This window comes from Microcystis sp. LE19-84.1B, from assembly GCF_027531875.1.
GTDB lineage: Bacteria > Cyanobacteriota > Cyanobacteriia > Cyanobacteriales > Microcystaceae > Microcystis > Microcystis panniformis.
Map to the genome: position 1 here is coordinate 1 of NZ_JAPZSR010000417.1, position 24240 is coordinate 24240.

At 45.4% G+C, this 24240-nt stretch carries 22 protein-coding genes; 11 read left to right on the plus strand and 11 right to left on the minus strand.

Annotation, left to right across the window (positions count from 1 at the left end; all coding sequences use genetic code 11):
* Window positions 1-916: RRXRR domain-containing protein (locus O9324_RS23230; protein WP_288141437.1), on the minus strand; the 916-nt coding region annotated here is incomplete at its 3' end.
* Window positions 917-1199: 283 nt separating this feature from the next.
* Window positions 1200-2234: a pyruvate dehydrogenase (acetyl-transferring) E1 component subunit alpha gene (pdhA, locus tag O9324_RS23235; protein WP_072927057.1), complete on the minus strand. Its 1035-nt coding sequence runs from the start codon at window positions 2232-2234 to the stop codon at window positions 1200-1202.
* A gap of 315 nt (window positions 2235-2549) precedes the next feature.
* Here pdhA and O9324_RS23240 point away from each other — a divergent pair, with 315 nt between their 5' ends.
* The 3 genes from O9324_RS23240 to O9324_RS23250 all read left to right on the plus strand — a co-directional run bounded on the left by O9324_RS23240 (window position 2550) and on the right by O9324_RS23250 (window position 6826).
* Window positions 2550-3755: an RNA-guided endonuclease InsQ/TnpB family protein gene (locus O9324_RS23240; RefSeq protein WP_288141438.1), complete on the plus strand. Its 1206-nt coding sequence runs from the start codon at window positions 2550-2552 to the stop codon at window positions 3753-3755.
* A gap of 47 nt (window positions 3756-3802) precedes the next feature.
* A complete protein-coding gene (locus tag O9324_RS23245) occupies window positions 3803-6046 on the plus strand; it encodes an IMS domain-containing protein (protein ID WP_288141439.1) in 2244 nt (747 codons plus the stop codon).
* A gap of 462 nt (window positions 6047-6508) precedes the next feature.
* The gene (locus tag O9324_RS23250) at window positions 6509-6826 is read left to right on the plus strand and encodes a KGG domain-containing protein (RefSeq protein ID WP_002767802.1); all 318 of its coding nucleotides are present in this window, start codon (window positions 6509-6511) and stop codon (window positions 6824-6826) included.
* 17 nt (window positions 6827-6843) lie between these two features.
* Here the strand turns inward: O9324_RS23250 and O9324_RS23255 are convergent, their stop codons facing one another.
* The 4 genes from O9324_RS23255 to O9324_RS23270 all read right to left on the minus strand — a co-directional run bounded on the left by O9324_RS23255 (window position 6844) and on the right by O9324_RS23270 (window position 8491).
* On the minus strand, window positions 6844-6981 hold the full coding sequence (locus tag O9324_RS23255) for a hypothetical protein (RefSeq protein WP_287633527.1): 138 nt from the start codon (window positions 6979-6981) through the stop codon (window positions 6844-6846).
* A 22-nt stretch (window positions 6982-7003) separates the two neighbouring features.
* Window positions 7004-7552 carry a DUF2808 domain-containing protein gene (locus O9324_RS23260; RefSeq protein WP_002767804.1) on the minus strand — a complete coding sequence of 183 codons (549 nt, stop codon included), beginning with the start codon at window positions 7550-7552 and terminating at the stop codon, window positions 7004-7006.
* Between the two features lie 118 nt (window positions 7553-7670).
* Window positions 7671-8135, minus strand: a complete 465-nt coding sequence (gene smpB / locus O9324_RS23265; RefSeq protein ID WP_002732921.1) for an SsrA-binding protein SmpB — start codon at window positions 8133-8135, stop codon at window positions 7671-7673.
* Window positions 8136-8329: 194 nt separating this feature from the next.
* The gene (locus O9324_RS23270; protein WP_287728468.1) at window positions 8330-8491 is read right to left on the minus strand and encodes a hypothetical protein; all 162 of its coding nucleotides are present in this window, start codon (window positions 8489-8491) and stop codon (window positions 8330-8332) included.
* A 69-nt stretch (window positions 8492-8560) separates the two neighbouring features.
* On the opposite strand from O9324_RS23270, the gene psb29 reads away from it, so the two are divergent.
* Window positions 8561-9247, plus strand: coding sequence for a photosystem II biogenesis protein Psp29 (gene psb29 / locus O9324_RS23275; RefSeq protein WP_196219692.1), 687 nt, complete (start codon window positions 8561-8563; stop codon window positions 9245-9247).
* Window positions 9248-9384: 137 nt separating this feature from the next.
* On the plus strand, window positions 9385-10521 hold the full coding sequence (gene cofH / locus O9324_RS23280; RefSeq protein ID WP_185239637.1) for a 7,8-didemethyl-8-hydroxy-5-deazariboflavin synthase subunit CofH: 1137 nt from the start codon (window positions 9385-9387) through the stop codon (window positions 10519-10521).
* A gap of 21 nt (window positions 10522-10542) precedes the next feature.
* On the opposite strand, the gene purM is transcribed toward cofH, so the two are convergent.
* A complete protein-coding gene (gene purM / locus O9324_RS23285; RefSeq protein ID WP_288141445.1) occupies window positions 10543-11568 on the minus strand; it encodes a phosphoribosylformylglycinamidine cyclo-ligase in 1026 nt (341 codons plus the stop codon).
* A gap of 505 nt (window positions 11569-12073) precedes the next feature.
* Here purM and O9324_RS23290 point away from each other — a divergent pair.
* Entirely contained in the window at window positions 12074-12364 is a 291-nt protein-coding gene (locus O9324_RS23290) for a DUF4164 family protein (protein ID WP_072927055.1), read from the plus strand.
* Between the two features lie 84 nt (window positions 12365-12448).
* Here the strand turns inward: O9324_RS23290 and radC are convergent, their stop codons facing one another.
* Complete coding sequence (gene radC, locus O9324_RS23295) at window positions 12449-13180, minus strand: RadC family protein (protein ID WP_002767813.1); 732 nt, start codon at window positions 13178-13180, stop codon at window positions 12449-12451.
* A gap of 93 nt (window positions 13181-13273) precedes the next feature.
* On the minus strand, window positions 13274-14461 hold the full coding sequence (locus O9324_RS23300) for an aspartate aminotransferase (protein WP_288141440.1): 1188 nt from the start codon (window positions 14459-14461) through the stop codon (window positions 13274-13276).
* Window positions 14462-14712: 251 nt separating this feature from the next.
* Between O9324_RS23300 and O9324_RS23305 the strand changes: the two genes are divergently transcribed.
* Window positions 14713-15999 (plus strand): FAD-binding oxidoreductase, encoded by a 1287-nt coding sequence (locus tag O9324_RS23305; RefSeq protein WP_288141441.1) that lies wholly within the window; start codon window positions 14713-14715, stop codon window positions 15997-15999.
* A 9-nt stretch (window positions 16000-16008) separates the two neighbouring features.
* On the plus strand, window positions 16009-17364 hold the full coding sequence (locus tag O9324_RS23310) for a (Fe-S)-binding protein (protein WP_288141442.1): 1356 nt from the start codon (window positions 16009-16011) through the stop codon (window positions 17362-17364).
* Window positions 17365-17406: 42 nt separating this feature from the next.
* Here O9324_RS23310 and O9324_RS23315 read toward each other — a convergent pair whose 3' ends face one another.
* On the minus strand, window positions 17407-18840 hold the full coding sequence (locus tag O9324_RS23315) for a phosphoglucomutase/phosphomannomutase family protein (protein WP_288141443.1): 1434 nt from the start codon (window positions 18838-18840) through the stop codon (window positions 17407-17409).
* Window positions 18841-19075: 235 nt separating this feature from the next.
* Window positions 19076-19420, minus strand: a complete 345-nt coding sequence (locus tag O9324_RS23320; protein WP_002767823.1) for a hypothetical protein — start codon at window positions 19418-19420, stop codon at window positions 19076-19078.
* Between the two features lie 51 nt (window positions 19421-19471).
* Here O9324_RS23320 and O9324_RS23325 point away from each other — a divergent pair, with 51 nt between their 5' ends.
* From O9324_RS23325 to O9324_RS23335, 3 genes are all read left to right on the plus strand, one after another.
* Entirely contained in the window at window positions 19472-19675 is a 204-nt protein-coding gene (locus O9324_RS23325; protein ID WP_287633104.1) for a hypothetical protein, read from the plus strand.
* A 91-nt stretch (window positions 19676-19766) separates the two neighbouring features.
* A complete protein-coding gene (locus O9324_RS23330; protein ID WP_002738218.1) occupies window positions 19767-20600 on the plus strand; it encodes a photosystem II manganese-stabilizing polypeptide in 834 nt (277 codons plus the stop codon).
* A gap of 129 nt (window positions 20601-20729) precedes the next feature.
* On the plus strand, window positions 20730-23936 hold the full coding sequence (locus O9324_RS23335; RefSeq protein ID WP_288141444.1) for a DUF559 domain-containing protein: 3207 nt from the start codon (window positions 20730-20732) through the stop codon (window positions 23934-23936).
* The last annotated feature ends 304 nt before the right edge of the window (window positions 23937-24240 follow it).

Genomic DNA, 24240 nt, shown 5'->3' on the forward strand with positions numbered 1-24240 from the left:
TAGAGCCACCATATTTACGTCGTTTACCACCTTTAGAAAAAACCATCAGGTGAAGTTGACGACGACTAATAGGAGGACGTTTGATGACAGCAAAGGGAGCGTTTGTTACTTTAACAGAACCCTTCCAATCATATCCATGACTATTAGAATTGTGAAATGGCCAATAATCTAAAAACTGAAAACAGGCAAGAGCAATGCCATCGTTAGCATGGCTTTCTGGTGATTGTTCTGCTTTATTTTTGGACTTTTCTAGTCGCAAATATTTTCTGAGATTAGAGGTTTGCCAACCAAAGCGAGTATGGACTGTTGCCAATTGAGACAGTTGCTCAATTGCCCATTTCTGTCCAACCATAACTGACGAGAAACCTTTTCCAGACTTAGCTCCTTTTCTACCGGAAGTTAGATCAATATCGGCTTTGATGTACTCAAAGTAAATATCGGTAATTGGATAGATTTTGGTTAGTTCAGAAACGACTCGAAGTTCAAGTTGACGATTAGCTCTGATTGAGGGAGCTAATTTTCCTTGTCTTCTATTTGAGAATCGTTGTTGTCGATGCGCTCTTAGATTAAAAGAAAGTTGGCGGTTAATCCGTCTTTTTCTACGTCCTCTTCGCATTAAGCACCGATTGTCCATCCGCTCTTTTACTCGTTTAAAAGGAAGTTCTAAGTGAGCCTTCCAAAGAGTAAAAAGAGAGGATTGAACGCCAATTCCAGAGAATAATTTACCTGGGTCAATACCAATAGCAATCGGTTGGGTTTTACTATCGGAAGGTTCATCGATTAGCTGGACATAGAAAATATCTAAATCGTTGAATTTACCGATAGCTTTTCCTTCCTTAATCCACCGTCTGGCCCGACTAGGTTTGGTGGGCATTAACGGCTTTCCGTCTTTTGAGATAACAGGAACTCTTGCCATGGAGATAATCCTTAAGAGTAAAGTTAAAGTCCCTTTCCGCAACACAATCAAGATGTCTTGTCTAACAACGCTTTACCAATAAAGCTGAGAGGGAATCCGAACTAGGGAAGTATTCGGAGGTCTGTACCAGATTGTGTCTCGATGCGGTAGTCTCTACTTGCGTCGCCTAAATTGGTCTAGGCAAGCCCCGTCGCTTTTAGGGCGGGGTTAGTGACAGAATACCTTAAGTAATCAGTGATCACTGATTACTCAAATCTGAATAACTGGTAACTGATCACTGAAATTACTCGTCTTCAGCGAAAATAAAGCGAGTTAGTTCACTAGGATCGGGTTCGGGGCTAGATTCGGCAAATTTAACCGCTGCTTCGATTTCAGCTTGAATTTTCTCCTCGATTTCTTTTAATTCTTCTCTCGTGGCCAGATCTCGCTCGTAGAGGTAGGCGGCAAAGCGCGTGATCGGATCTCTTTCGCCCCAGAATTGTTTCTCGTCAGCACTGCGTAACTCGTCGGGATCTGCTAGAGAGTGACCCCGGAAACGATAGGTTAAGGCCTCAATTAAAGTCGGCCCCTCACCGGCGCGGGCGCGGGCCACGGCTTCTCTGGCAGCGGCATGAACGGCCACCACATCCATACCGTCCACTTCCACACCGACCATACTAAAAACACTGGCTTTTTTATAGATTTCTGGTTGGGAAGTGGCTCGATCGTGGGCCATCCCGATCGCCCACTTATTATTTTCCACCACATAGATAATCGGCAACTTCCAGAGGGCGGCCATATTCAGACACTCAAAAAACTGGCCATTATTACTCGCCCCATCCCCAAAGAAACAAACCGTTACCTGATCGGCACTGGCATCGGCCATGGCTTCCCGACGGTATTTACTTTGAAAAGCCGCCCCGGTAGCGACGGGAATCCCCTCGGCCACAAAAGCGTAACCCCCTAAAAGCTTATGTTCAGCGGAAAACATATGCATGGAGCCGCCCCGTCCTTTACTACAACCGGTAGCTTTGCCAAATAACTCCGCCATTACCTCCTTAGCGGGAACTCCGGCACTGAGGGCGTGGACGTGATCGCGATAGGTACTAGAAACGTAATCTTCTCCCTGACGCAAGGCTTTAATAATACCGCTAGATATCGCTTCCTGACCGTTGTAGAGATGGACAAAACCGAACATTTTGCCCCGATAATACATTTCGGCGCATTTATCTTCAAACATCCGCCCCAAAACCATATCCTCGTATAGGCGAAGACCTTCAGCTTTGGTAATAATGATGGAAGCAGGATTAAAGGTTGGTAAAGTACGTTCGGAAATCATAGGGTCTGTAGTATCATTTAGACAACAAAAAGGCAAGGGGAGAGGAAGCGGTAGATTTTTCGAGAATTCTGGCAGTGAATTTTTTAGGCTTAAACCAAGAGGTTCTTGGTATTTTCTCTCTCAAATCTAACCTTAGTCAGTCAGAGATTGGCTAGGATAAGATGGTATCTTGTTATTTTACTCGCTCCGCTCTCACTTACATCACTTAATTCACCTTAGACGTCGGCAGGATGCCCCCGTTACACCCTACGGGTTGGCGGCGGAGGAATGCCGACCAGTATAAAACGCGCGTAGCGCATCGACTCTAAATATGTTATGCTTCCTGCTGGTGAGTTTTTTGAGGCCGTGGAACAAGTCCTGACGCTAGTGATCAAGCTTCAAGTATGTAGCGAACAACAACAAGCGCTGTCCGATACCTGTACGGCTTTTGCGTCGGCTTGTAGCTGGATTAACGAGAACGTCAATCCCCGGCTGACTAACCGGAACTCGATTCAAGCCGTCTGTTATCAGGACGTTAAGGATCGGTTCGGATTGACGGCTAACCACGTTGTCAGAGCTTGCGGTCGGGTGGCGGCTAATCGTTTGACAGCAAAACTTCAAGGGAAGAAGGTCAAGAACTTTGCTCCAACAAGTTTCGACTGTGACGCTCGAACCTTCCGTTTCGTCGAGAAAGATTGGGCGATTACTGTTAGCACCACGGGGAAACGGTTAACCATTCCCCTGAGAGCGAGCAATTACCATCGGGGGAAACTTACCTGGCAAAATCCGACCTCCGCTCAAATCTGCCTACATCGTGACGGCGGTTGGTATGTCCACATCCAACTAAAATCGGAACCGCCGAAACCTATCAACGCGGATAACATTATCGGGGTCGATTTCGGCCGTCGTGACATCGCGGTAACATCAACCGATCAATCGTGGTCGGGGGAGGGAATCAAGGAAACGAGGGATAAATACAGTCGTGTGAGGTCTTCTCTGCAAAAGAAAGCGTCTCAAGGCACTAGATCCACCAGGCGTAGGTGTCGGGAGATCTTGAAACGGCTATCGGGGCGGGAGAGAAGATACCAAGCGCACTTAAATCATGTAATCAGTAAAGCTATCGTTGCCGAGGCAAAATTAACTAACTCGATTATCGCTATTGAAGACCTAACCGGTATTCGAGAGAGAACCAACCAACAACCACGAAATAAGACCGAGAGAAGACGGTCTAACTCTTGGGCTTTCTATCAACTTCGACAATTTCTCGAATACAAAGGCATTAAAGAAGGAGTTGAGGTTATCGCGGTTAATCCACGATATACCTCTCAAACCTGTCATTGTTGCCTACATATCGGAATTAGAAGCGGAAAATCGTTTAAGTGTAGCAATAAGACTTGTGGTTGGATTGGTGACGCAGACGCGAACGGTAGCAAGATGATTAGACTTTTGGGGCTGAGTGTAATCCAGCCCAGAGAGCCGAATTTATTGGCTTGCCCGATAAGTTTAGGGTTACAGAAAGCTCCCGTTAAGCTGACGCTTTAACGGGAGTAGATTACTAAGGACTCTCCAGAGTTGAGGTACAGCTAACCGTGCGAATTCCTCTCGACTACTACAGGATATTGGGAATCCCCTTTCAGGTGAGTGCCGAGCAGATTGATTTGGCCCACGCCGACAGGGGACGGCAATTGCCGCAGCAAGAATACAGTCAAACAGCGATCATTGCCCGTCAGCACTTGTTAGATGAAGCTTACCAAGTGTTAAGTGCTGCGGATCGCCGTCGTGATTACGATGCTCAATTTTTTGATCCCAATCCCTTGCTTCTCAACCCAGAAAGCAGCGCCGAAAACCTAGATTCTCAGGGTGGGGAGGTGGCCGCCGCTTCTCCAGAATATCCCACTCCCCAGATTACCATTGCCCCCGCCGATCTGGTGGGAGCTTTGCTCATCCTGCAAGAGTTGGGAGAATACGAGTTAGTGATTCGTTTGGCCGAAACTTATCTAGATTTAGAGCCAACTACTCGCCCAGACATGATCTTAACCTTGGCTTTGGCCTACGGGGAATTGAGTCGGGAATATTGGCAGGATAAAAATTATGAACAGGCGGCCAGCACCGCAGCCAAGGCCTTGACCTGCTTGGAACAAGAACAAATGTTCCCACAAGTGGCCAGCGAGATTCGTCATGATTGCGATCGCTTGCGTCCCTACCGGATTCTGGAATTGTTATCCCAGGAAAAAAAACCTAGTCTTGCCCGTCAGCGCGGCTTGAATCTCTTGGAAGAGATGTTAGAAGCTCGCGGCGGCATCGATGGCCAGGGTGATGATCGCTCTGGGTTAGGGGTGGATAATTTTTTACGCTTTATTCAACAGTTGCGGGTTTATTTAACTCAGGCCGAACAGGAAAAAATCTGGGCAAAAGAGGCACAACGCCCCTCGTCGGTGGGTAATTATCTGTTGGTTTATGCCTTGATTGCCCGCGGTTTCGCCCAAAAACAACCCGCCGCTATTGTCGCAGCCAGCGATCGCCTACAGCAATTACAAAAACATCAGGATGTCTCCCTCGAGCGATCAATCTGCGCCCTACTGCTCGGTCAAACCGAACAAGCAAGCACAATTTTAGAAAAAAGTCAAGAGCAAGAAATATTAAATTATATTAAGGAACAATCCGGGCAATCTCCCGATCTTTTACCTGGGTTATGTCGTTACGGTGAGCGTTGGTTACAAACAGAAGTTTTCTGTCATTTTAGTGATTTAGTTGAGCGGAAAGCCTCACTAAAAGAGTATTTTGCCGAGGAAGAGGTACAAAATTATTTAGAAGAATTGTCAGGTTTTCCTGACGAAAAAGTTCCCGTGTCGGTTCAAGAAAAGGTTGGCGAACCTTTAAAATCGGAAGTAAATGTTCTCAAAACCCACACCCCCCCCACCCATTTAAACCCAGTGCCAGGAGCGACACCGATGAGGGAATCTGCTTATTCTTCCCACTCTCGTCCCCAAAAACCGTCTTTAGCTAGAGCTAACGGTGAGCGGACAGGCACTGCTGTACCTGCCCTGAGAGCCACTGCTCAGGAGGAAACTTTCACCCCCTATACTCAGGGCAGTGTGGTGGTGACAGCAGCCTATCGTCAACCGGCACTTAATCCCCCCCGTCGTCGTCCCCGTCGCTCGCGCCCCCCAGCAGCGGGCAACTCCCAGCCGGCAGCCCCAGAAACGGTAAAAACTGCCCTAGTCGCACCGAAACGGAGACGACCGGCCCGCAGAAAACTACGACTCGATCGAGTGGCAATATTGGGGGTAGGATTAGTGGGAACGCTCGCAGTTTTGTCCTTGGGGGTGAGGGCCATTGTCGATAGTCAATCTCCTTTGGCAGCCTTACAAGGGGAACAGTTACCGATTTCTTTAAATACTCCCATACTAGAAATTCCTTCGGCTAACGCAGAGGTTATGGAAGGGAATCCCTTAGGCAAGGAAACGGCTAAGGAGACGATTCAAGCTTGGTTAGCAGCAAAATCGGCCGCTTTTGGCAGTGAACACCAAAAAGAGCAATTGAAAGAGGTTTTAACGGGTTCAGCTTTGGAAATTTGGCAAAAACGGGCGGCGGCTTTACAGGGAAATAACTATTGGCGCTACGATCATCAGGTGGATGTGCGATCGGTCACTAATAATGCGAAAAATCCTAATTTAGCCACGGTGGAAGCGACAGTAAACGAAAAGGCCATGTATTTCCATAATGGCAAGGAAATTGTCAATCGTTCCTATAATGAGTCCTTGAACCTGCGCTATGATTTGGTACGGCAAGGAGATAAATGGTTGATCGAAAAAACCCAAGTCTTACCCTGATTTTTCCCGATTAAATCCCCAAAAACTAGGCTTTAGGCTGCCCGCACACCCAATAAAGGCTGCATGGCAGCCTTTTCAGTGGCAAGTGGCAAGTGGGGGAGCAGGGGAGCAGGGAGAAAAAAGCTGATCACTGATAACTGATAACTGATAACTGAATTCCGACTGCCCCAAAAGGAAAACTTTGTACCTCACCATTAAGATAACTTCTATATCTTTAGACTGATAAATACTCGATTCCCTTAATATTTTTTAACATAAAATCTGCTCTTTGATTGCTGTCATTGGTTCCCTAGAAGTCAAGCTAATGAGTTATGATACTAGGTAGGAATCCATAGTTCTTAGAGGAAAAAGCGGGGCAATCTCAATGTTTTGCCCACCCACAAGACCATGATTTTGATGTTTTAAAAATCTCGCATAAGTCTTTAAGAACTTTTAAAATCAGCATTCACAAGGAGGGATATTATGACAGGTAAGAGTAAACGCGGTTTTGCCTCTATGGATCAAGCTAAACAAAGGGAAATCGCTAGTAAAGGTGGTAAAGCTGCTCATCAAAAAGGTACAGCCCACGAATTTACCTCCGAAGAAGCTCGCGAAGCGGGACGAAAGGGTGGTGAAGCAGTTAGCCGGGATCGCGCCCACATGGCAGCTATTGGACGGGAAGGGGGTAAAAATTCCCACAAAGGCAGTCGCAAAAACTTAAACTCCGAAGAAAATTACCCAACCAACGAGTCTATAGGTGAAAATTCCTCAGATTTCAGCAACTCGGAGGCAAATAGTTGACTTTTCTTGACTTTTTCTCAGACTGAGAGGGTGTTAGGGTGTTGGGGTTTTAGGGTGTTGGGGTGTTGGGGTTTTAGGGTGTTGGGGTGTTGGGGTTTTAGTTGAATTCCCCCATTTCCCCATTCCCCCATTCCCCCATTTCCCCATTTCCCCATTTCCCTATTCCCAATAAATACTTTAAGGTTCGATACTGACAATCCAAGTACCGACGTAGAGACGGACGGGAATATTGCCAGAGGCAGTCACATCACAGGTAAAGTAATAAGTGCCTAATTCGGGATTTCTGACATTAGACATGACGATTTCAACTTTGCTGGTGGGATCGATCGCTTGTTCGGGGACAATTTGAATAATGCGACTATCCTTGTCCCAAACCACTTCCTTTAAAGGTAAAGATTTGTTGTTGATGCGTACCTCGATTTTATTGGTGTCAAACTGGCCGTTAAAATAATCGGGATAGGAAATAAAAAAAGCTGAAGCCCCTTGGGAGAGTTTTTTCGGGGGGATATAGAATTTATAACGATCCATTTGCTTGGGACGACCACCAAATTGCAAGAAATAATCTAAGATATCCTTGCGATCGACTCCACTAAAAATTGTTAGGCCGGGGTTGCCATTGGCTAAAGTTATTTTTGGTAAAATAATTCCCGCACCCACCCCTAAGGATAGAGCGATCAAAGCGGGTGTCCTAGCATATTTAATTACTTTTGTCAAGAGTTTTAACATAAATTTTAACCCAAGGTGAGGGGGATGGTGATGGCCGCAAGGAGCCTAATACAGTTCAACTCTAACAAAACTCGCTCGTTTCTTACCTAGACCTTTGCCAGTCCGATAAGTGTCTTGGTTAACGCTTCATCGCTCGTGCCATATCCCGTTGATCCTGACGACGTTTCAAATCTTCGCGTTTATCGTGTAATTTCTTGCCTCTACCGAGGCCAATGCTGATTTTTACCCAACTACCTTTAAAATACATCTTCAAAGGCACAAGAGTTAAGCCTTTCTGTTCCACTTGACCGATGAGTTTGCTGATTTCCTTTTTGTGCATCAACAATTTTCTCGTCCGGCGCGGATCGTGATTAAAATATTCGCTACTCTGTTCGTAGGGGGAAATATGAACATTAATTAACACCGCTTCACCATTGCGGACTAAAACGTAACCATCCCGCAGGTTCACCTTACCAGCGCGCACAGATTTAACCTCGGTCCCCAGCAACTGCACCCCCGCTTCAAAAGTCTCTAAAATCTCGTAGAGATGGCGTGCTTGCCGGTTATCAGTGATAATTTTGATTTTGTCGTCTTGATTGGCCATATAGTCAAGTGAAAAGTGAAAAAGCTGTTGGGTGTTGGGGTTTTAGGGTGTTGGGGTGTTGGGGTTTTAGGGTTTTAGGGTGTTGGGGTTTTAGGGTGTTGGGGTTTTAGGGTGTTAGGGTTTTAGGGTGTTGGGGTTTTAGGGTTTTAGGGTGTTAGGGTTTTAGGGTGTTGGGGTTTTAGGGTGTTGGGGTTTTAGGGTTTTAGTTGAAATTCCCCATTTCCCCATTTCCCCATTTCCCCATTTCCCCATTTCCCCATTTCCCCATTTCCCCATTTCCCCATTTCCCCATTTCCCCATCTTACTCGCTCTTTTGCTCTCTCTGGACTGACTGCTGGCGGCTCTTTGGTGATCACCGGCCTTGTCAGGGGGAACGAGAAGGGGGAAAATGAGAGCAGTGTTAAATTTTTATGAAGTTTGGTTCTGTGGACAAAATTCGTACTGTTTCCGATAGTAAGCGTGATTTTTATACTCGCCACACCCGCCCCATCAATTCGGTATATCGGCGCGTGGTTGAGGAATTATTAGTTGAGATGCACCTGCTCTCCGTTAATGTAGATTTCCATTATGATCCAATTTATGCCCTTGGTGTGGTTACTTCTTTCGAGAAGTTCATGGAAGGCTATCGTCCGGGGGAGGATAAACCGAATATTTTTAATGCTTTGTGCCAAGCGGTTAACGGTAATCCCGAAGTCTATCGTCGTGATGCCGAAAATATGATCGCTATTGCCAAAGAAACTAATATTGATTCCTTGCTTTCCCAACTGCAAAACCCTGCTCTGGGTGGTAACAATCAGTTGTCTGATAGTCTAGTTTCGGTGATTAATGCGCCTAAGTTTAAGTATAGTCGCCTGTTTGCCATCGGTCTTTATACTATTTTAGCCGAAGCACAACCAGACATAATCAAGGAAAAAGAAAAACGCGAACCAATTTTGCAAAAGTTCTCAGAAATTCTGCATCTCTCCAGCGAGAAACTGCAAAAAGACCTCGATGTTTATCGCGGTAATCTCGATAAAATGGATCAGCTGCTCAAGGTTATTGAAGATGCTCTAGAAGCAGAAAAGAAAAAACGTCAACAAAAAGAACAGGAAAAACAAACCACCCCGCAATAAAGGCTCTCAACCGGAAATTACCGCGTGCAGACAAGGGAATAGGGAACAGAAAAAGGATTAAATCGGCTCTCTTTCTTTACTGTTCCTTCTGACCTCGTTCTACAATTAGGATCGGCAACCCTCAATATTTATTTCCCGTGACTAACTCCTCCATCACCGCACCCGTAACCGATATTTTGGCAAAAGCGCGGTCAGGGGCAAATTTATCGGCAAAAGAAGCGATTATCTTGCTAGAAACTACCGATAACCGTTTAATTGCCCAGATTCGGGAAACGGCCGACTTTTTGCGTCGTCAACAGGTGGGAGATACCGTCACCTACGTGATCAATCGCAACATTAATTTTAGTAACATTTGTGAGCAGCATTGCAGTTTTTGTGCATTCAGACGCGATGAAAATGAAGAGGGAGCCTTCTGGCTTAATTTAGAGGAAATTATCGCTAAAGCGACGGATGCTGTCCATCGTGGGGCCACGGAAATTTGTATGCAGGGAGGATTAAACCCAAAAGCCAAGATTAAGGGCAATTCCTTAGACTATTACCTCGAAATTGTTAAAAACCTGAAACAAGCCTTTCCTGACCTGCATTTACACGCTTTTTCGCCTCAAGAAGTCCAATTTATTGCTAGAGAAGACGGTTTAAGTTACGAAAAAGTTATCGCTTCCCTGCAAGAAGCAGGAGTCAATTCTCTGCCGGGAACGGCTGCCGAGGTGTTAGTCGATGAGGTAAGACGGGTAATTTGTCCGGAAAAAATCGATGCCGCCACTTGGTTAGAAATAGTCGGTACTGCTCATCGCTTGGGGTTACATACCACCAGTACCATGCTCTGCGGTCATATTGAAACCCCTAGCCAACAGGTGCAGCACCTTGAAAAAATTAGAAAACAGCAAGAAATCGCCCTAGAAAATAATTATCCAGCTAAAATCACCGAATTTATTTTATTGCCTTTTGTGGGACAATCGGCCCCCAAACCCCTGAGAAATCGAGTCGGACGGGATCAACCAATTTTAGCCGATACATTAAAGTTAACAGCAGTGGCGCGGATTTATTTGGGCAATAGCATTAAAAATCATCAACCCAGTTGGGTAAAATTGGGCTTACAGGGGGCGACAGAAGCCTTAAACTGGGGTTGCAACGATCTCGGTGGTACTCTCATGGAAGAACATATTACCACTATGGCCGGGGCTGTGGGCGGTACTTGTTTGACCGTCGAGGAATTAGCAACGGCGATTAAATCCCTCGATCGCCCCGCCCGTCAACGGGATACAATCTATTAACTAGGGTTTACTCAACTAACTTTAATCAAGCCCAACAATTTCTCCCTTACCGGCAATCACTTCGCCGATTTGGTAGGCATTAATCCCAGAGGATTGTAGTTGATTAATAGTCAATTGCGCCAGATCTGATGGGACAAGGATCACAAAACCGATACCCATATTAAAAGTATTAAACATGGCTTCGGCATTAACCGAACCCATCTGGGCTAACCAGTGAAAAATCGGCAAAACCGGCCAACTTTTGCGGTAAATCTGCACAGAATGCCCTTTACCCAAGCAGCGGGGCAAATTTTCCGGGATGCCACCCCCAGTAATGTGGGCCATGGCGTGAATATCTAACCCAGAGCGCAGCAGTTGTAGCACAGGTTTAACATAAAGTCTAGTGGGAGTTAACAAAACTTCACCTAAGCTAGAGCCAGCCAAAATTGCGGGGCAATCTTGCCAATTTAAGCCCTGGGTGTCGATAATCTTACGAACAAGACTAAAACCGTTACTGTGAACCCCACTACTGGCTAAACCGATAGCCACATCGCCGATTTGCACCTTACTGCCGTCGAGTAATTGACTTTTTTCGACAATACCGACGCAAAAACCTGCTAAATCGTACTCTCCCGCCGAATAAAACCCCGGCATCTCCGCCGTTTCTCCTCCCAAAAGAGTACAACCACTATCACGACAGGCACTAGCGATTCCCGATACCACCGCCGCTAACTGTGACGCTTCCAGTTTACCAGTGGCCAGATAATCCAAGAAAAATAAAGGTTCGGCCCCGGAGGTTAGGACATCGTTGACGCACATGGCCACCAGGTCAATTCCCACCGTATCATGGCGATTGAGACTATGGGCAATTTTTAGCTTGGTTCCCACACCATCAGTTCCCGATACTAACACCGGTTGCTGATAACCGGAAGGTAACTGAAAATAGCCGCCAAAACCGCCTAAACCGCCGATAACTTCGGGACGGAAGGTACTTTCCACATTTTGGCGAATTTTCTCGACAAAAGCGCGTCCTGCTTCCACATCCACGCCCGCTTCTTTATAATCCATGCCCAATTGACCGATTGTATCTCTCAAATTTTACCCAGATTTCGGTCCCATGGGAATTATAAATTATGAATTATGAATTATGAATTATGAATTGGGAGATAAAGCGTAGGGTGCGTGAGACGGAAAATTGCTGCTTTGACTCGAAGGTGAGAATCCGTCGTAACCCAGCACCTATCATCGACCAAGTAGCCAGTTACAATTAAAGATAAGATACAAAGAACCAGAAGTCTGCGCCACTATCTAACAATTAATTGAGATTACTTAATTAGGGTTGGCTGAAAAAGTACGGGCGAAGCATTCGGATAGAAAATCTACGGTTTCACCGATAGGTTATTGCCCGAATGCTTCGCCCCTACAGGGCGCGATCGCCGCTCAAGATGCCAGGTTTTGAAGCACGATTCTCTCAAAATCTTGCACCTGTTTCGCAAGAAAAGCCACAAAACCCTTACCTTGCCTACATTTCACATTTATTCAGCAAGCCCTAATTAATTAGGAGTTTAGCAAAATGTCTAACGAAACGGTCACTTATTCCCTTGAGGCTGTCTTGACAAGGATTGAGGGGAAAATCGACTTTTTACAAAGAGATGTCAACGAGCGTTTAAACAAGCTAGAGATAGGACAATCAGAATTAAGAGGGGACATTAAAGCTTTAGATGAGCGACTAACCGCAGAAATTAAAGGGTTAACTGCAAGAGTCGCTGATCAGGAATTTACCAATCGGGGGATTCTGATAGCTTTGGTTGTTGCCATTTTAGGAGGAGCGGCCAAAATTTTTGGTTTTCTCCCCAATCCTTGACAGCGATCGCATAATGTTTGAAGAAATTAACGCCCAATTGAAACGGCTAAAAAATTAAACTACAAAGATCGAGTGTCTTTTCTGTCAATCTTCTTGGGGATATTTTTCCCAAAGATCCGTGATTTGGCGAAGACTTTGGAAGTTGCCATTACCGAGGATCAAATGATCTAGGAGAGGAATGGCTAGATAGGTAGCTCCCTGTAATAATTGTTCTGTGAGTAAAATATCGTCTTGACTAGGCGCAAGTGACCCAGTGGGGTGATTATGGGCGATAATTAACTTAGTAGCTGATTGTTTCACTACTTCTCGAAAGATTTCTCGCGGATGTACCAGTGTTTCTGTAGCTGTGCCGATAGTAATCACTTTTAGTGCGATTAACTGATTTTTGACATCGAGTAAAATAACGGCGAAACGTTCCTGAGACTGATACATTAGTTCGTGTCCAAGGATAGCGGCAGCGGTATCGGGACTATCGATAACCATTTTTTCCGTCGGTCGTCGTTGAAAAGCTCGTTTTCCCAATTCGATCGCCGCTAGAATAGTAGTAGCCTTAGCCGGTCCAATGCCATGAATAGCGGTTAATTCCTGGGGGTGAATATCCCTCAAAACGTCCAAAGGATCCCGGCGATATTTACTCAATTCGTTGAGAATATGCTGTCCTAAACCCACCGCCGAGAGTTTCCCCTTACCTTGACCTGTAGCTAGTAAAATCGCTAATAATTCGGCGTTACTGAGGTTTTTCGCCCCGACACTGATTAAACGTTCCCTTGGTCTTTCACTGACGGGAATATCGGCAATTCTCAAGCTGTAGGTCATGGAAGTGGCAAGCTACCGCGATAAAATTCCATCATACAATTTTAGCCAGTGCCTAGAGGGATTTGGCGGGTAAATCAAGGGGAAAAATTCTCCTTACTGATAGCGAATTCCCGCATCTTCGAGGCGCTGTAAAGCTTCCCCTAATCGCGGGATATCGGCGATTAAACTGACGCGCACATAACCTTCCCCTCCCTCTCCAAAAGCATTGCCCGGAGTGACGACGACACCAGTTTTTTGCAGGACGCTGAGGGCAAAATCCGTGGAAGTCATACCGACGCTACAGGGAATCCAGAGATACATTGTCGCCTTAGAGGGGGGAATATCCCAACCTAATTGCCCCAAACCTTTGATTAAAAAATCTCGTCGCTGCCGGTATCTTTCCTGTACTTGTTTGACGTATTCATCCGGCAGTTGTAGGGCGGTTTCGGCCGCTTTTTGGATGACGGAAAAGATGCCATAATCGAGATTAGTTTTCAGGGTGCGTAACCCTTGAATAATATCGGCATTGCCCACGACAAAACCGACGCGCCACCCGGCCATATTATAGGTTTTCGAGAGGGTATGAAATTCTACACTAATCTCTTTTGCCCCCGGAATTTCTAATAAACTGGTGGGCTGATAACCATCAAAACTCAATTCAGCATAACAGAGATCGTGGACGAGCATAATCTCATATTGCCGGGCCCAAGCAACGATTTTTTCAAAAAATTCCAGGGGGGCAACGGCGGCGGTGGGATTACTGGGATAGTTAAAATAGAGGATTTTAGCCTGTTTAGCCACATCTTCGGGGATAGAATCGATATCTATCAGCCAATCCTGTTCCGCTTTTAAAATAATCGGGTATAGCGTCGCCCCAGCAATCAAAGGACCGCGAAAATGGGCGGGATAGGCGGGACTGGGAACTAAGACCACATCGCCGGGGTTAACATAAGCTAGGGCCAGGTGAGATAGGCCCTCTTTGGAACCTAGCAAGGGTAAAGCTTCGTTATCGGGATTGAGTTCCACACCATAAGAGCGATCATACCATTTAGCGATCGCTTCTCGGAAACTGGCGGTTCCTTCAAAGGGGGGATAACCGTGAAATTGGGAGGTTTCAAAAGCTTGAATGGCCGCTTCGATAACTGGACGCGGGGCAGGACCGTCCGGGTTGCCCATACCTAAATCGATTAAATCTAGTCCTTCTTTGCGGGCTAAGGCTTTTAATTCATCCAAGCGGGCGAAAACGTAGGGGGGTAAGGCACTTAATCGCTTGGCGCGGCTATTCGTCCAATTTACACTCATTACTTCTTGGCTTACTGATCGAGGTAATCTAACATTATCGCACGAGTGTATGGCTAATTTAGCAGTTAGTTATTAGCTTCTTTGTGTCTCAGTATGGCTAGAATTGCCCGACACCGGAGATGGAGAGCCAAACTAAGGTAATCTGATTAATAGAGGCCCAAAATTACTGATTAGCCCCAGCATTACCCCCATTCTTCGGCATTATCCGCCGGTAAGTCCTGACTCCTCACTCCTCAATTCTTTTCTCAAATATGACTGCGATTGCTGTTCAGATAACTTCTATTTTACCCCCCGACACGACGGTTATTGCCTGGCCACAAGTGCCAAAAGAGGAACAAGAAAGATTATCAAGGGCAATTAGGGGCAAAAGTCCTGAAATTCTAGTCTATCCCGCTAATACGGCCGCTTTAGTCTGTCTGGTGCGTTTTGCCAACGAAAATCGTCTGTCTTTATTGGCCTACGGTCAAGGCAGTAAATTAGATTGGGGTGGGTTAGTCCAGTCACCCGATATTTTAGTCAGTACCCGAAATCTCAACCAGATTATTGACCATGCTAGGGGAGATTTAACTATAACCGTGGAATCTGGGCTTAAACTAGCGGATTTACAGGCTTTTTTGGCTCCTAGCGGTCAATTTATTCCTCTTGATCCCAGTTATGCCGATAATGCCACGATTGGCGGTATTATGGCCACGGCCGATGCGGGAACATGGCGGCAAAGATACGGTGGAGTCCGGGATCTGATCCTAGGATTCTCCTTTATCCGTCACGATGGCGAGATTGCTAAAGCTGGAGGGCGTGTGGTCAAGAATGTGGCGGGATACGATATGATGAAGCTATTTACGGGTTCCTATGGCACTTTAGGGATTATCGATCAGATTACCCTGCGACTGTATCCCGAAACTGCTAACTCAGAAACCCTGATCATCACTGGAAATAGCGAAAATATTAGCAAATTAAGTCAAGTTATTCGGCAATCGTCCTTAACTCCCACCGTGGCTGAATGTTTAAACCCAGGGATGACGCAAGCACTAGGATTAGGGGAAAAAGTCGCTTTACTGCTGCGTTTTCAAAGCATTCCCGAAAGTATTAGTGAACAATCGCAACAGGTGAGTTATTTAGGGCAACAGTTAGATTGTCAGACTAATTATTATCGGGATGAGGCAGCAGTTTCTCTATGGCAAAGATACCGAAAAACAATGGATAATTATGACCAAGAGGGCAATTTTTTCGGCAAAATAGGATTATTACCCAGCAGTTTAGCTCTAGTTATCGACCAAATTAACGGACTAGCCTCAATTAATATTAGTAGCGGGGTGGGTAAAGTTATCTTAAAATCGGAGGAAAATCTTGACAAAATTCGCTCTTTATGCAGTGCCAATCAGGGTTATCTAACGGTGTTAACCGCGCCTCCATCGCTAAAAGAAAAAATTGAACCTTGGGGTTATACAGGTAACGCGATTGCCATGATGAAAACCCTAAAAACTAAATTCGATCCTCACGGTATTTTTAGTCCTGAACGCTTTCTTAACAAAATCTAATTAAAAATTATGCAAACCTCCGAACATTCCGTTAACTTTCAAGAATTAATCGACCAAAAAAATCAAGGATTTGACCCCAAAAATCCCCCCGCTCAAGAATTAATCGATAGTTGTGTTCACTGTGGTTTTTGTCTTTCTACCTGTCCCAGTTATCGAGTCATTGGCAAAGAAATGGACTCCCCCCGGGGTAGAATTTATCTGATGAATGCCATCAACAAAGGGGAAGCAGTTTTAGACGAAACCACTAGCCAACATTTTGATACTTGTTTAGGTTGTTTAGCCTGTGTTAGTACCTGTCCATCGGGAGTACAATACGATCAATTAATCGCCGCAGTTCGTCCGCAGGTGGAACGCAATCAACCCCGCAGTTTTAAAGATAAAATTATTCGTTTTCTCATTTTTAATCTCTTTCCCTATCCCGTCCGTCTCAAATTATTTTTACCTTTCCTCTGGTTATATCAAACCCTAGGATTACAAACCCTAGTCAGGAAATCGGGTATCTTAAAAATGCTCTTTCCCCGTCTAGCGGCTATGGAATCAATTTTGCCTAGAATTACTCTAAATTCTCTGTTTAAAAACTATGCCGATGTTATTCCCTCCCAGACTGAAAAACGCTATCGGGTGGGAGTAGTTTTAGGTTGTGTGCAGAGACTCTTTTTCTCGCCAGTAAATGAATCGACAGTGCGGGTTTTAACTGCCAATGGTTGTGAAGTGGTTATCCCAAAAAACCAGGGTTGTTGTGCCGCTTTACCCGCACATCAAGGACAGGAAAAACAAGCACAAAGTTTGGCCAGACAAATGATCGATAGTTTCGCAGAAACCGAGGTTGATTATATTATTATTAATGCGGCGGGTTGTGGTCATACTCTCAAGGAATATCATCATATTTTAGCCGATGATCCTGAATATAAAGATAAGGCTGAGGAGTTTGTGGCTAAAGTACGCGATGCTCAAGAATTTTTGGCAGCAGTGGGATTAACTGCTGATTTATCGCCGATTACCGAAACAGAATTAACCCTAGTTTATCAAGATGCCTGTCATCTTTTACACGGACAAAAAATCTCCGTGCAACCACGGCAATTATTGCAAAAAATCCCCAATATTAACTTAAAAGAACCTATCGATGCGGCCTTGTGTTGTGGCAGTGCCGGAGTTTATAATATGCTACAGCCAGATACTGCCGATGAATTAGGTCAGCAGAAAGTAGGCAATTTATTAAATACTGGGGCTGCGGTGATTGCTTCTCCTAATCCGGGTTGTTCCCTACAAATTAAAAAACATCTACAATTACAGGGAAAAGATACACCCGTTATTCATCCTATCGAATTATTAGATTATGCGATTCGCGGGCTGAAAATTTCCTAAAATAGAAAAGGGGTTTCTTCAAGAAAACCCTTTTCTATTAGATTAGATATAGGTAGCCCAAGATTTGGCCCAGGCGAGAATTTCCTGAACTCGATCGAGGGTTGAAGATTCACAGTAGAGACGCAAAACCGGTTCTGTGCCACTAAAGCGAATTAACAACCAACTGCCATCTTCTAAACGGAATTTATAACCGTCCATAGGATTACAATCAGTCACTTGTTTACCGGCAATTTCCCTTAAGGGATCGTTATCCAAAGCAGTAATTAACTGAGCGCGAGCTTCCATATTAGCTAGGGGTAAATCAATGCGATCATACTCAGAATGAAAACCAGTTTTATCCTGTAATTGCGCGTAAAGAGCGCTTAAATCTTGGCCCGATTCTACCACTGCTTCCAAAACGTATAAAGCTGATAGTAAAGCATCCCGTTCGGGAATGTGAGTACCATAACCGACACCTCCCGACTCTTCCCCACCAATTAACACAGGAGTGGTCAACATTCGATCGGCGATATACTTATAACCGATCGGGGTTTCAAAGACCGATAAACCGTATAAACTGGCTAATTTGGGGATTAAATCGGAACCGCTCACCGTTTTCACAATTTCCCCTCTCATTCCCTTTTTGCCGGCTAAATGCTCGATTAAAATCGGGATGAGATTTTGGGTGCTTAAAAAATTCCCCTGACCATCGATCGCCGCCACTCGATCGCTATCGCCATCGAAGACCAAACCTACTCGCAAAGGGGCTAAATTTGCGCTCTGAGCCAGTTTATCGATGATTTCCCTCAAATTTCTCGGTAAAGGTTCCGGAGAGCCGCCACCGAACAAAGGATCGCGATTGCCGCGTAATTCCGTGATCCCCACCCCCAAAAGACGCTCTAAACCGGTAGCCGCCGCACCGTGCATGACATCGGAATAAACTTTTAGTTGTCCCGATTCGATCGCGTTGGCAATAGCGGCAATGTTAACTTTTTGGCGTAAACCCTGACAATAACCAGACCAAGGCTCAAAAGTGCTTAATTTACCTGCATTGGCCTTAAATTGCGGCGGATTAGACAATAAAGCTTCAATTTGTTGGGTAATTTCCGGCGAGACAGAACCACCAAAATAACCTTTAACCTTCAAACCGAGATATTTAGCCGGGTTATGACTGGCGGTTAACACGATCGCACCGAGAGCATTTTCTGAGCGAGCTGCCCAACTAAAAGCGGGAGTGGGAGCGTAGGATTGGGAGAGAAGCACATCAAAACCGGCTTTTTGAAGCGATTCCGCCGCAGTTTGAGCAAAATCCTCCGCCATAAACCGCCGATCATAGCCGACGATCATCGTCCGCGAACCCGTGATCTGACCATAATTATCCGCTAAAACCTGAGCCGCCAAGGGAGCGAGCAGAGCGACTCGATCGAAAGTAAAATCGGCGGCGATAATCCCGCGCCAGCCATCGGTTCCAAATTTAATCGGGTTCACGGTGGTCATGATTTACCCCTAAATATCCATTTTCCCAATACTGTAACCCGCTCCGTACCCCTTGGCGATAGGGAATGGGGGAATGGGGGAGATGGGGAGATGGGGAGATGGGGAAATGGGGAAATGGGGAAATGGGGAAATGGGGAAATGGGGAATTTCAGCTAAAACCCTAACACCCTAACACCCTAACACCCTAACACCCTAACACCCCAACATCCCAACACCCTAAAAACCCAATACCTTTTCAGGTTTCTCGATCATCGGTTTTTGCTGCCGAATCGAGCGCACCGACTTCACTGGCTAATAATTTTTCCATTAACATTTGTAACTTCATCCGTTCTATATAGGGCCATCCCCCGGTTTCCTCGATATCCCGGAGTAATCCGTATAAGTCCTTACGGGTATTGGGTAAAGATGGCTCGAACATCTGCTCGCGAATTTGCCGATGTAAATTTTCTAAAGTTCGCAGCAACATTAACAAACCGTTACAATCTCCCTGCTGTTCTTCGGCGATCGCTGTCACCGTCGTTACAAGGGAATGTAGTTGGCTATCTAATTGGCTATTATCTCCCGGCAATCGGCTATTCATCGAAATTTCTGCATCTGAAAACAGTCACACCAATCATATCAGTCATCAGTTATGAGTTACTTAGAGCCTCCTGACTTGAAAGAGGGTGTGGGGTGGGGGAAGTGGGGAAGTGGGGAAGTGGGGAAGTGGGGTGTGGGGAAGGAAACCTCTTTCATCTGTGGTGGTGAAAATTTTTTCATCAGGACTGCCACCTATCTCCTATCTCCTGCCTGCCGTCCCCTGTCTCCCATCTTCTCAATGGTCACTGATCTTTGATAAACTGGGTTTCGGTGAATTGGCGCCTAATTCATCAGGCTATAGATCAAGGGTAGTAATTGTAAAGATTGACAAAGAGAGGTTGACATAGATGAGATTTCGTGCCTTGTTAGTTGCCTTTTTAGCCTTGTGCTTAGGGGTGTTGACAGCTTGTAGCGACGCGCCTAGTGCCGTCCTGAATAGAAACGAGCTAACCTATGATGAAATTTTAAACACTGGATTAGCTAACAAATGTCCGCAGATTTCCGAGTTTACCCGGGGTACTCTCCCCTTAGAAAGCGGCGAAAGTTATGTGGTGACAGATTTATGCTTGGAACCCCAGGAATATTTTGTCAAGGGTGAACCCATTAATAAGCGGGAAGCGGCCACCTTTATCCCGGGTAAACTCTTAACCAGAGATACCACCAGTTTAGAACAGATGACAGCGACCTTAACCGTAGGCGAAGACGGTGTTTTAACCCTCAAGGAAGAAGACGGTATTGATTTCCAACCCATTACCGTACAATTACCCGGAGGTGAAAGAGTTCCCCTCTTCTTTACCATTAAAGGTTTCACTGGCAAAACCGAAGCTGGATTTAGCTCTATCAACAGTTCCACGGATTTTGAAGGCGACTTTAAAGTTCCCTCCTATCGTGGTGCTGGTTTCTTAGATCCCAAAGGTCGGGGTGTGGTGACGGGTTATGATAATGCTGTCGCTTTACCCGCTAGTGCTGATAGTCAAGATTTCCAGCGTGCTAACGTCAAAGCGACGGAACTGGGTAAAGGTACTATGTCTTTACAGGTGACTAAAGTTGACGCTTCTACTGGCGAGTTTGCTGGTGTTTTTGAAAGTGAACAGCCTTCCGACACCGATTTAGGGGCAAAAGATGCTGAAGAAGTGAAAATTCGCGGCATTTTCTATGGTCGTCTCGAAGCTCGTGCCTAATTAATAAATTCAGAATTTCTGGAAATTAAGGCGAATTTCTCCCTAGAGAAGTTCGCTTTTTTTCAGCCCTCTTGGGGTTATTCAAGGGTTAAAATAAAGATTGACCTCGCCATGGAGGAAGAGTTGCTAATGCCCAAGAAGACGAACAAGAAAACGGAAGCCAAAAGTTACAACCATGGCGAGGAACATCCCCAGCGCCCCGATATTGGCACAGAACCCCACTTCAAGAAGAAAAAACCCCCTGTCACCTATCGTTATGATTCCTCCTTGTCCCCGGAGTTAAACTGGGATGAAAACCCCGCACGAGAAGAAGCTGAGGCCTTAATTGAGCAAATTCTCGCAGCCGAAGATTTAGAAACCGCCAAAATAGCAGCGCGTAAACTCAAGGCAATCGGTGAACCGTTTTTAAATTGGACAGGAAAGGCCGAAAGATTATCTTTTCAAGTGCCGACTTTACCCCTATTTGTCCATGAACGTTTATCCACTAGGGCAATTATTGAAACCCTGAAATCCCACAAGGTGGAAAAGGGAGAACAATTGAATCTATTTAATGACCCTCAATGGTCAATTACTGACCAGATTCTCCGAGCTTATGAATATCACGATAAATGGGTAAACCGGATGATTCTCGGTGACTCGTTGCTGACGATGAACTCCCTACTGCAATACGAGGGGATGGGGGGTAAGGTGCAGATGATTTATATTGACCCTCCCTACGGGGTAAAATTTGGTTCTAATTTTCAACCTTTTGTCAGAAAACGCGATGTTAAACACAACGATGACGATGATTTCACCCGCGAACCAGAGATGGTGCAAGCTTATCGAGATACTTGGGAATTAGGGTTACATTCCTATCTGAGTTATTTACGCGATCGTTTGTTGTTAGCCCGGGAGTTATTAACTGATAGTGGTAGTGTTTTTGTGCAGATTTCCGATGAGAATGTTCATCATGTTCGGGAATTGATGGATGAGGTTTTTGGGGGGGAGAATTTTGTTAGTTTGATTTCTGTTGCTAAATCAGCAGGAGGGCTGGAATCAACATCAAGAATGGGAACCCGTTTAGACTATTTGGTTTGGTATGCAAAACTTCGGAATCAGTTAAAATATCAGCCTTTATTTGAACAAAGGGACGACGCGATAGCCTCTGGCTTCGACATGATAGAATTAGAGGACAAAACAAGAAGAAGACTAACCAAAGAAGAAAGAGAAGGCATGGCTCCCTTGCCCGTAGGTTCAAAACTGTTCATGTCAGTTACCTTTACCAAGCCTGGACCAGGTAGCAAATATGAAGTTGAATTAAACGGGAAAACCTACAATTCTGGTAAAAGATGGTGGGGAACGCCAAAAGAGTCTTTGTTGAAAATAATTAATCTGGGAAGAACTGTTGCAACGGAAAATGAAATTCGATTTATTAAGTATCTATCGGATTTTCCTTATCGCTCTATGAGTAATTTATGGGATAAGTTGGGAGGTGCAGCTAATCCAATTTATGTTGTTCAAACCAATCCTATCATTATCCAACGCTGTCTCTTAATGACCACCGACCCCGGCGATTTAGTATTAGATATCACCTGTCTAAGAAAAGGTACAAAAATCCTTATTCCCCAGCAACCAACTAACTCCCCCCCTTTGAAGGGGGGGCAGGGGGGGGTAAAATCTCAGATACCGGGGAGCTACCCCCCCAACCCCCCCGACATCGGGGGGGCTTTAGAGGCTTTAGAAATAGAAAAATTACAACCAGGAGATTATGTCAGAGGAGACGATATTCCCCAGCAACCCACTAACTCCCCCCCTTTGAAGGGGGGGCAGATACCGGGGAGCTACCCCCCCAACCCCCCCGACATCGGGGGGGCTTTAGAGGCTTTAGAAATAGAAAAATTACAACCAGGAGATTATGTCATCGGACACGATCTGCAACCTCATCGGATTCTTCGTACTATCAGCAAAACCCATCAAGGGAAAATGATCGGGATTCGTCACCACCTTTGTCAGCAAATCCTCTGGGTAACGGGAGATCATCGAGTCTTATGTCAAAAACGGACAACCAGTTATGGCGGCGATCGCAATTGGGAACATATTCCTAAAAATAATTTTGGTTTAGCTAGAGAAATGAGAAAAGAAGCTACTCCAGCCGAAGCTAAATTATGGCAAGAAATCAAAGGAAATCAATTAGGAGTTAAATTCCGCCGTCAACATCCTATTGGACGTTATATTACCGACTTTTATGCAAGAGAAAAGAGTTGTATTGTTGAAGTAGATGGAGATAGCCATTATAGGCCAGATGCGATAGTTTATGACCAAGAAAGAGATACTTATTTAAACTCTTTGGGATTAACTATTTTGCGATTCAATAATCAAGAAATTTATCATAATTTGGCGGGAGTATTAGAGACAATTAAAGCCACATTTGCTGCGGTTGAACCTTCAGAAGATCATTACAAAGAATGGCGACGGGCTGATACTTTAAAAGTCGGTGATATTGTTTATTTTGGCAGGGAACAAATACCCTGTGAAATTAAAGATTTAAAATCGGAAATAACTACGGAAACAGTCTATGATTTAGAGATTGAAACTGTCCATTCTTTTATTACTGAAGTTTGTACTGTGCATAATTGCGGAAGTGGGACAACCGCCTACGTTGCCGAACAATGGGGGAGAAGATGGATAACCTGTGATGTCAGTAGAGTACCCTTAGCCTTAGCCAGACAGAGACTATTAACCGCCACTTTTCCTTGGTATGAACTGAAAGATAATAACTCACCGGCGGGGGGTTTTATCTACAAGAGAAAACAGAATAGTAAAGGGGAAGAAATTGGGGGAATTGTCCCACACATCACCCTGAAAAGTATCGCCAATAATGAACCGCCAGAATCAGAAATCTTAGTTGACCGTCCCGAAGTAGATAAGAGTATTGTGCGGGTGTGTAGTCCCTTCACCATCGAGGGAACCATACCGCCTCCGGTGGAGATGGAAGACGAACCGGAAAGCGCAGCGGTGGTAATCGAGAATAGCGGTTCTTATGAAGAACGGATGTTGGAAATTTTGCGGAAATCTCCCCTCTTGCGTCTGTCTGGGAACCGCACCATCACCCTGAACAACGTGCGACAGCCAACGAGAACCCAGAATCTATCGGCTGAGGCAATGGTCAAAGCTAGTGATTTAGAAGGTGCTACCTTGGAGGAGGTGGTAGATGAGGCCCTAGAAGTAAACCTGAACCAGCTTCCCCTCTCCCAGAAACCGGTGGCGTTTCTATTCGGACCGGAGAACGGAGCGATCGCAGAACAGCCCATTTACAGAGCGGCCGGGGAAGCCTATCATCGGAAATTTTGGGTCTGAAACCCCGCCGTTCTAGGTTGGCTTTACGTTAGAATTAAAAGGCCAGTCTCGAAAACCAAGTGGACGGCGCAGCACCTTGAAAACTCGGCTTAGGGGGTTCCGACCAGAAAAGCTTGGCCGGGTAAAAAGTCGCGCGCAACAAGTACAAGAAGCGTTTAGCTGGAAACGTACCGTGGGACACACGGAATCGGGCTTCTGAAATGGGGCGAAAGTCTGTGGACTCTGTGTAAGACAGTACATGGTTTTTTAACTGTGGTATGCGACGGTGGTGGAAGCAGAAACTTAAATCGTGAGGTTTAGGAAT